Source organism: Paracoccus niistensis (assembly GCF_042432925.1).
GTDB lineage: Bacteria > Pseudomonadota > Alphaproteobacteria > Rhodobacterales > Rhodobacteraceae > Paracoccus > Paracoccus niistensis.
On record NZ_JBHLWE010000051.1, the window covers coordinates 1 to 9,775 of the forward strand.

At 57.1% G+C, this 9,775-nt stretch carries 4 protein-coding genes and 1 pseudogene; 4 read left to right on the forward strand and 1 reads right to left on the reverse strand.

Annotated features, from left to right (window positions below; translation table 11 throughout):
• Positions 1-133: 133 nt before the first annotated feature.
• Positions 134-706 (reverse strand): recombinase family protein, encoded by a 573-nt coding sequence (locus tag ACFFII_RS16755; RefSeq protein ID WP_377700019.1) that lies wholly within the window; start codon positions 704-706, stop codon positions 134-136.
• A gap of 404 nt (positions 707-1,110) precedes the next feature.
• Here ACFFII_RS16755 and ACFFII_RS16760 point away from each other — a divergent pair, with 404 nt between their 5' ends.
• The 4 genes and pseudogenes from ACFFII_RS16760 to ACFFII_RS16775 all read left to right on the forward strand — a co-directional run bounded on the left by ACFFII_RS16760 (position 1,111) and on the right by ACFFII_RS16775 (position 9,410).
• The gene (locus ACFFII_RS16760; protein WP_377700020.1) at positions 1,111-4,659 is read left to right on the forward strand and encodes a tetratricopeptide repeat protein; all 3,549 of its coding nucleotides are present in this window, start codon (positions 1,111-1,113) and stop codon (positions 4,657-4,659) included.
• A gap of 77 nt (positions 4,660-4,736) precedes the next feature.
• The gene (locus ACFFII_RS16765) at positions 4,737-4,955 is read left to right on the forward strand and encodes a hypothetical protein (protein ID WP_377700021.1); all 219 of its coding nucleotides are present in this window, start codon (positions 4,737-4,739) and stop codon (positions 4,953-4,955) included.
• A gap of 144 nt (positions 4,956-5,099) precedes the next feature.
• Positions 5,100-6,074: pseudogene (locus ACFFII_RS16770) on the forward strand (IS481 family transposase).
• Between the two features lie 75 nt (positions 6,075-6,149).
• Positions 6,150-9,410 (forward strand): metallophosphoesterase, encoded by a 3,261-nt coding sequence (locus tag ACFFII_RS16775; RefSeq protein ID WP_377700022.1) that lies wholly within the window; start codon positions 6,150-6,152, stop codon positions 9,408-9,410.
• Positions 9,411-9,775: the final 365 nt, after the last annotated feature.

A 9,775-nucleotide genomic window follows, 5' to 3' on the forward strand; every position in this document is an offset into this window, starting at 1 on the left:
GGTGATGATCTCAATCTCAGACATAAGCACGTGCTCAGGCATATGCCTAAGCCTCCATGACTATGCCCAGGTGTCCGGTCGAAAAAGGGACCAGTTCAAGCTAGCCGATCGAGAAGATCGATTTGCTCGTCGCTCATGACAGGCTCCGCCTCCTTGCCTGCGGGAAGTAGGCGTAAAAGGTGGCACGACTGACATTCAGCCGCTTGGCGATCTGCGCCACGGGGATGTTGGTGTCCTTGAGGAGAGCCCGTGCCATCGCCAGGTCCTCCTCGGAAAGCTTGCGCCTCCGCCCGCCCTTGCGGCCCCGAGCGGCCGCAGCCCTCAGCCCCTCAAGCGTCCTTTCACGATTCAGGTCGAGGAAGTACTCGGCGATGGTGCCCAGAAAGTTGAACATGAGCCGCCCCGTAGGCGTCTCGGTGTCCACCGCCTCGGTCAGCGAGCGGAGCCTGACCCCGTGCCCTTGGAGCTTGTGGGCGGTGTCCAGCATCTCGCGCAAGCTGCGCCCCAGGCGGTCCACCTTCCAGACCACGAGCTGGTCCTCGGGACGCAGGAACGCGAGCGCGGCCTCCAGGGCGGGGCGCTTCGTGCCGGCCCGACCTGACTCCTTTTCCTCGAAGATGCGCTCGCAGCCGGCCCGCTGCAGGGCGTCGCGCTGCAAATCCAGGTTCTGGTCGTCGGTCGAGACGCGGGCGTAGCCGATCAGCATGTCAGGATAGTAGCTGAAAAGGGTATGTCGGACAACTGATTTCCTGACACGGTTTTCGGACAGAAAAGAGCTATGAAGGTGGGGTCCGAGGCAGCCTCGGCCGACGTGTCCAATATACGAACGTTTGATAGACATTGGCAGCACGTGGAATGTGAGTTCCGGCTCATGACGTACGGTCGACGCCGATTGCTGCTGCTATGCGGCGTTCCCGATGGCGGCCGTTCAAACTTGACGCAGCGAGATTGCATCGCAAGGGTCAGCTAAACGGAACACTATTTGTAGGGGTTTGCTTCTAAGAAACCTCGGCCACCCCATATGCATTGACACTTGGTCTGGCACTTTATGTTTCTCATGTTAAGCCTAGGCGAATTTGTTACAAAAGCAATAAGTCGCAGGAGAGGCCCATGCAGGTCGAGTTGTCTTTTATAGGCCGGAAGGACGAGCTGAAGTTCCTGCATGGGGCCTATCGCAAGGCGGTCGAGGACGGGCCGATCGTCTGCACGATCCTTGCGGAAAGCGGCTTTGGCAAGACGCGGCTGGCGCAGGAATTCTACCGCGACCTCGTAGCGCAGTATGCGCCGCAAACGGGCAGGAGTTATTGGCCGCCTGCGCTGCAGCGCGAGAAGTACAATCTCACCCTTAATCCCGATCTGGCGGATATTGCGATACCGACAGGTACCGAGGAGACACAGGCCATGCCTTTTTTGTGGTGGGGGTTGCGTTTGGCTCCTATAGGGCAGCGCAACAGCGGCAGCCTCGGCAATGCCTTGCCCGCCGCATTGCCCGCGCTCGAGGCGCATATGGGCCATTACGATCGCGCCATGAGCGCCAAGGATGTTCGGCAAAAGCGTTTGTGGGGGGATAAAAGCACGCTAGTAGATACTGGCATCAGCCTGCTCGATACTGGCGTCAGTCTGGTGGCGGATGCGACCACCCTCGGCATTCCGGGCTTGTTGCGCAGCGCCGCGGTGCGGGTTCAGGCCCATCGCAAGGCGGGACGGGAGCTAAACGAGCTGGCCGAATTGTCGATCGAGCCGGTGGCAACGGCGGCGCGCGGGCGCGATGCGCTGAGCGAGCGGGTGATCGAACTGCTGGCGGCCTTGTGCCGCCCTTCCTTGCCCGAGATGCCGGTGGTGCCGGTGGTCTTATTGGTCGATGACGTGCAATGGCTAGGCGAAGATCTGGGGGTGGTCAGTTTCCTCGGGGCGCTTTTGCTGCGGGCCCGCGCCGAGAAATGGCCGTTGCTGTTGATCCAGACCAGCTGGGAGCGGGAATGGAACGTCTCGCTTGCGGCGGGGCAGATGCCGGGCGCTTTACACCGGCCCGAGAGCGATCTGGTGCTGCCGCTCGGCCCGCTGGCGGGGCTTGACGCTTTGATCCCTGCGCAATTTGGTGGGCTGACCGCCGAGCAGCAGCAGGCGATTGCCGCCAAGGCCGAGGGCATGCCGCGCTTTCTGGACGAGATGCTGGCATGGCTGCGCCAGCAACCGCGATGTTTCGAACAACGCGCGCTTGACGGTCAGCTGACGGCGGCGGGGCTGAAGGCGCTGCTTGGGCGCAGTTTCTCGGGGTTTGTTTCCGAGCGGTTGCAGGAAACCCCTAAGGAGGTGCGCGAGGCACTGGGTATCGCCAGCACCCAAGGCCGGGCCTTCTCGCCGCTGCTGGTGGAGAGGGTTGGCGCACTTTTAGCATTGAACGGCGTGAAGCAGGGCCTGCTTGCGGGCGAAAACCCCTATGGTTTCGTCATCGGTGCCGAGGGCGGGGAGCGGGCGGAATTCCGACTGCAGGCCTATCTGGAGGCCGCACGTGAGGATCTGGAGAACCTCGCCGATGTCACTGAAATCGAAACCGCGTTTTTCGCCGCCCTTGCCGAACTGGCCGATCATGTGGCGCAAGCGGGGGTCTATGAACTGGATCTGATGATCTATCCGCCCCCAGCGGATGGGTTCGACCCGCTCGGCTGGGCGCCGCGCCAGCTTGCCGCGGCGGCCGAGCGGATCCGGCGGGCCGTGTCGCTGCGCGACACGCTGACGGCAGGAAAGGTCGGGGCGCATCTGTCGGGCTTGCTTGCGGCGGCGGATTACCGCGCTGAAGTGATGCGACCAGCGCATTTGCGCGATCTGCTTATCGTCTTGCGTCAGGCACATGACTGGTCGGGAGCCAGCCCGCGGCTGGGATACCTACTCGCGGATATGCTCAAACTGGCCGAAGACAGCGCGATGGGGGATGATCTGGCCCAACTGCGCAATGGGCCGGTGATGGTCGCAATCTATAACCTGCTTGCGGCTAACACAGCCGAGCTGGAGGGGGAAGGCGCGGCTGCGGCATGGCGCGCGCGCGCGCGCGCGTTGAGCCGCGCACTTTCGGTAGCGCTGCCCGAGCTAGCGATCGCACGCCGCTACCATGCGCATCAACTGGTGAAATCGGGCGAAAACTTCCGTCTTCGCGGTAATCTGGATGCGGCGCGCTGCGATCTAGAGGAGGCGGTGTCGGTTCTGTCCGCCCTCGCGCAGGCGGAACCCACAGCGCTGCATCGACGCGAGCTTCTGGCGGCAACAGCTGAGCTGAACGGCGTGATCGGCGAGCAGGACGGGGAGGGCGAGGAGGTTTTGCTAGCACTGCGAGAGGCTGAAGTGGATAGCGCCCGCAGCCTCTATCACGACGATCCGAGTGCGAAGTCGCGTCGCAGTTTGGCGCTGGCGCTGATGCGTCTAGGCGATACGGTCGAGGCGCAGAAGGGGATCAGGGCAGCAGCTGAGCTGCGCCGTCAGGAATATGCGCTTCTTGATGAGGCTCCCGCTTCCGAGGGGGATCTGGGCGCCCGCAACGATCGGGCCTTGGCGCAGTTGCGATTGGCGCTGCTGGCCGAGGCCGAGGGCGAAACCGCCCGGGCGCTGGCGATCTATGAAGAGGTGGCCGAATTCCAGCGCGAACATCGCCGTTTGGCCGCTGCCCCCAACAGCGCGCTCGATTTGAGCTATACTTTGCGCAAGCTGGCCGAGATGCACAAAGCCACCGGCGCAGCCCGCACCGCGTTAACACTGCTGAAGGAGGATGTCGCCTCGCTCGAGGCTTTGGCGAGTTCCATGGACGCGGTCGAACTGCGGCATCGTTTTGCTGATGCGACGATGAAACTGGCCGTGGCGTTGAGCGACACGGGGGAGGCCGATGCAGCGGAGCAGCACTTCGTCAAGGCTATCGCCGCTCTTGAGGATCTTATCGCGGGCGACGAGAGTCCGCAGCTCCGCTTCGACTTCGCGCAGGTCATGATTTTGCGCGGCAGGCTGGCGCTGAAGCGCGGTGATCTTGAGGATGCGGAGGTCTGGACCAATGAGGCCTGCCATTATGCGGGAGCGCTGGTTACTGAATGCGTTGATGCTGCGGCGGACTCGACCATGTACTGCCACGAGCTTTTCTTGGCAGCTTTGAGCCAGCAGCAAGCGATCCAACACAGGGCGAAGAACCCGCAGCGCGTCTTGCAGATCTTGCAGCAGAAACTGATGGTGCTTGCGCAGTTGGAGCAGCATGATAGCGCGCGCTGGCTGGTGGAACTGGCGCTGAATGTGACGGAATGTGCGGGGGTCGCGGGCGAGCTCTATCCGCCGGAAGAGGCAATCGGTCAATTCGATTTGGCAATCGCTATAATGAGCGCGGTTCCGGCAGGAAAACGTAGCCGCAAGTTCACGCAGACCTTCGTGCGCCTGCTTTACCGTGCCAGCCAATTAATGGAGCAGCTGTCGGATCCCTCATATGACAGGATGTTCGACCGGCTGGAGCAGGCGCAACAGTTGTTGCGCGGCATCATGGCAGCACCGCTTGAGCGCAGCGACGTGCTAGAATTGTTGACCATCCTCGACAAAATGCGCAGTGTGGCCGAGACCTGCGACGATGACGATACTGCTCAGTCGCTGTGGCAGGATATTTTGGCGCTGCAAGCCCATCTGCCGAGCTGAGCGGCCAAGCGAAGCCATCAAGACGACAAGGACCTCCAGCAAATGGGCCTTGCGCGAGTTGAATATGGAAGGCGGGAATGTCTGACGTAATCGTCTTGGGCTGCATCATGCTCCTACGACGGCGGAAGACAGGGCAGAGCGGATTGGAAGTGAAAAAAGCCCTTGAAAAGTTGGTTGGGGCTGCCGCTTGCGTTGATCTTGTTTCTATTGCGGCGGAAAACATACAAGTGTCTACTTTTAATCCGATGCCGAGCCACTTTGCTTCATGGCATTTGTCTTCATTACGTCCTTCGTGACTGATATGGTGGCCCTCCAGCTACTGCACTTACGAATTTCGGCTTGCCTAGGTGTCCCGTTCCGGATGACCACAAAGACGGTCGCCGGACCGCCTTGTTCATGGCAAGATCGCTCTTGGGCGAGGCTCGGGAGGGGGGACGGGCATGCTGATCTCTCTGCACAAGCAGGCGACGACAACGCCGAAGATCCGGGTGGCGATCTAGGCGAGCAGCGAGCCTGCCTGGATGGTTGCCAAGCGCTACGGCATCTCCGAGCGGACCGTCTAGAAATGGCGCAAGCGCGACAGCGTCCATGACCGGAGCCACACGCCGCACCGGCTGCAGACCACGCTGTCGTCCCTCTAGGAGGCGGTTGCAGTTGCGTTGCGCAAGCCCCTGCTGCTGCCGCTCGACGACCTGCTGTCGGTGATGCGCAAGTTCCTGAACCCGAATGTCTCGCGTTCCGGCCTCGACCGCTGCCTGCGGCGGCATGGTGCCGGCAACCTGCGCGATCTGAAGCCGGCCACGCCGCGGCCGGCCCACAGCCCTTCAAGGCCTATGCGCCGGGCTACCTCCACATCGACGTCAAATACCTGCCCCAGATGGCCGATGAGGACAGCCGGCGCTATATCTTCGTGGCCATCGACCGCGCCACCCGGCTCGGGCCTTCGTGCGCATTTACCCGACGAAGACGGCAGCGAATGCTCGTCGCTTGTCTCACGCGACCTGGACCGCGCCGCACCGATGCGGATTACCCGGGTGCTCACGGACAACGGCAAGGAGTTCACCGACCGGCTCTTCGGGCTGCGCCGCCGCGCCGCCACCGGCAACCACGAGTTCGACCGTCTTTGCGACGATCTCGGCATCGAGCACGGCCTAGCACCCCCGATGCGTCCGCAAGCGAATGGCATGGTTGAGCGGTTCAACGGCCGGATCGAGGACATCCTGCAGAGCCACCGCTTCCGCAGTAGCGAAGACCTAAAGCGGACCATCCTGCGCTTTGTCCGCCTCTACAACGGCCAGTTGCCCCAGTCTGTCCGCAAGGGCCGAACGCCCATAGACGCGCTCAAGGTCTGGCATCACAAAAGACCAGAGCTGTTCAGGAAACAGCCATATAATCACACCCGATGTGACACCTAGTAAACGGTTTGTAAAAAGGCGATGCTCTGATGAGTCCAAATATACAGGCCATTCGGTGTCGTTGCATGCGCGCGCATGTCCGGCTCGACGTTGATCGCCTCAGTGGCAACGAAAGATTGGTTGGCGTGGCAACCGCAACGAAGTGGCCTATGGCCTTTGTCGGTTCTGCACTCTACTTTCCTGCTCGACCAAAGAGCCTGTGAAACCGAGCAGAAGAGACCATCATCAATGGAATACTCTATCGTTCATTTAAGCGATCTCCACTTCAAGAATGATGTCGAGAATCGCTTTCGAATTGAGAAACTCCGTGAAGACTTAGTCAAGCAGAGACTGGGACCCAAAACAATTACGGCCTTTACTGGCGATCTGGTTCAGTCAGGAGAGCAAGAGCAGTATGATGTGCTCTTCGACATTCTTTTGGCACCGTTGATAGAAGCTGATCATCACATCGCAATTGTCCCAGGCAACCACGACATCCAGAGACACCTGGCAGACAAGGAAGCCGCTGCGAGGTTTCTGAACGATCGGGCGAGCAGTTACTTGTTCTCCGGGAGCTCCCTTATTCTATCTCCCTTCGGAACCAATCCGGACGGACCCCTTGCAAACTACAGAGCGCTAGAGGCACTGTTTTCACCCTATATTGAGCAATCCTTCTACGGATATGTCAAACAAGTTGGTGATGTCTACATTGTCGGTATGAACTCAACCTGGCTTTCTCATCAAAGAGACGGAAACGATAGCGATCGTGGAAAGCTCAGAGTAGAACCTCATATCCTCTCAGAATATGTAAAAAACCTGCCAACGGAAGGCTTTCGCGTCTTACTTTTGCACCATCCATTCGATTGGCTCGAAGAAGTGACACGCGATGCAGTCACCTCTATTGCCGCTGAGAATTTCGATTTGGTATTGTACGGGCATGTTCACACTGCAGATATGACCCAACTAGTTAGAAAGAAGTCAGGAGCTGGCCTGATACAGTCGCCCCCACTGCGCGCTGATTGGTCAAAGGGAACCAACGGATATGCAATAATCCGCTGCAACACCCGCAGTAAGGCATCAGAAATTACATATCGGTCATACTCTAAAAGCCAACGCTTGTTCGTTGTGGGCGAGGATTTTGCTCAGGGCGGTACCACCTACGTAAAGGAAAGCGATCGTCAGTTCTTTCAGAAAACTCCATCATTGTCAGCTCTGACTCAGAAATTCATATCTGGTATGCCCCACGATTTTGTGGATTGGCACCGACGGAATGTCCGCGCCAAATCAAACTATATCGAGAGCTTTATAATTCCACAGATTCAAAAGGTGGCATATGATGACAATGAACAATGGCTCGAACCCGCTGTTCCTCTTTCAACTCTGTTTGAAGAGAGTTCAAGAGATCAATTTGTCATTGCTCCAGCTGACTCCGGACTAAGTACTTCGGCATTCCTTACTCTGAAAGGCCTTGCGGAGAAAGTTGCAGACACTGGGGTTCTGCCAGTCTTCTTTGATGCTGGAGAGGCAAGTGTTAACAAAGCCTCGATCCTTCGATCGATGGTCCAAACATGTCTGACGCATTTTACGACTTCCGAAATGGAGCATCTTGCTCAATCGGGCTCAGTGCGATTGATCGTGGATGGACTTAATCTTAGCAATGCCGAGCATTTCAATAATTTCCGCCGAACAATGAAAAGGTTCTTTCCCAGGGTACCAATTACGACTTTTGTTCGAACGGAGAAAGTTGGTCAGGCCATCTCAAGCGCAGACTATCCAACAATGTCACCAATTGAAGATGACATATATGAGCTTGGTGAGTTGGGTGTTCAGCAAATCAGGGAAGTGATTTCGATGCATCGTCAAAACATCAAGGACGATACAATCATCGATAGGTTGGCAAATCACGCTATTGACTCTCTGTCACAAATTAATGAGCCAATTTTCCCAAGTACAGTCGCGGTCCTTGTCGAGACACTTGTTCAGGATCACGATTTTCGCCCGATCAACAAGGCACGACTACTGGACCGCTACGTTGAGTGCTTGCTCGGGCGATTTGAGCTTGAGGACGTTAGAGAGGGAACATTTTCTTCTCACGACAAAATCGAGTTCTTGAGTTTTGTTGCTCGTCAGATTCTCGAGAGGGATAACGGCGGCCTTGCGCATACAGAATGGCAGCAGGTCATAAGTGATTACGAAACCAACTACCTGATAGAATTGCCTCGCGGCTTGTTGCAGGAGTTTGAAGAGAAGGGCCTCTTGGTAAGTGAAGGTGGGCGAATAACCTTTAGGGCAGATTATCTGTTTTCTTACTTTGTTGCCCGCCAAATGAAATCTGACACTGTATTCGCTAAATCAATCACTACTGATGAGGGTCTATTCAAGCACCACGCTGAAATAGTTTTCTACGGTGAGTTGGAAGGAACTGATACCGGTGCTGTACTCGATCAGATCTACAAGCAGGTCGATCGGCTTGAAGAATTGCTGTTGGAGCAGTACTCGCGTGACGGTATCGATCTGACGAGCGAATGGCTTGAGTCGACCAAAGACGATCCACACGAAATTGTAGAGGCCTTTCAGGAGTTGGCCGAGTTTGACAGCACCGATCCTGATCCGGAAGTCGCAGATCTTCGGAATAATCAGAGACTAGCGAATGTTCTTCGTAGGCGAGGGATCAGTCGCCGACGAGAAGTGTCTGAGCTAGAGGCGAAATTGCTGGTTGCCATGAAGCTTTATGCGCAGCTGATTCGAAACGCTCTACATATCCCTGCACCGGACAAACTGCGTCATCTCCAGAAGTTGTATGAGGCTGCCGAGATTTGGGTGGGTTTTATGAGTGCGGCTCGCTCTCATATCGGGTCTTCTCCGGTTACAGTTGCTGGTGGAGTTAGATTTATCAACTACGGGGCAGCAATCGATCGGGCCAAGTCGATCTCAGATTTCAAGTTCAATGCTCCGAACTCCGTGTCCAGAATTCTTGCAGACAGTGTGAAAAATCCGCAGCTATCGGTTGCGTTAAGGACCGTGCTTCCCAAGCTATCTGAAATGGGAGCTCTATTTGCCCGAGAAGCGCTACTTATTTTACCTGCAAAGGACAATCAGCAGGCGTATCTCGACAGTATTAAAGCGTCGAGCGATAAAACGCTTTTAACTGCTTCGATGCGTGCATTGAAGCGCGAATACCTAAGCAGCGGCCGAAACTCTGATGTTCGCACTCATTCAGCTGGCATAGTTGATGGGATTCGCAAGGCAGTTGGTGATCGTGCACTCGGTGATCCAAACTCTCTCAATAAGCAGAGGCTTCTGCGTGATATGAAAGCTGCCGCAGCTGAGAAGAAGCGCAGGAGTACGAGGGACTAGTATACGTCGCAGGCTCGGCTCACGAACTCGATACCTTTGAGGCGGAGCCGGAGTTGCCCCCTATGTCTGCTCTTTGTCGCATTCCTAAGCGCTCTTGCGCTCGCGGCGAAAGTCCGCTCTCCGCCCGTTCTGCCCGTCGTTCTTCAATCATGGAGAACTTGGTACCTCATCAATACATGTTCCGGGCGATTGTCCAGCAAACGGTGGAATCTCGGGCCTCAAGGCCAGCGCGCAGGTTCAAGACCCTACGCGGCCTGACGCCTTCTCAGTTATCTGGAAGCGGTCCCATCTCCACTGCAAGGTAACCGCCCGATTTCCGCCCCGGTCTGACGGTAGTATGCTCAGTCCATGGAGATTGATCGGGA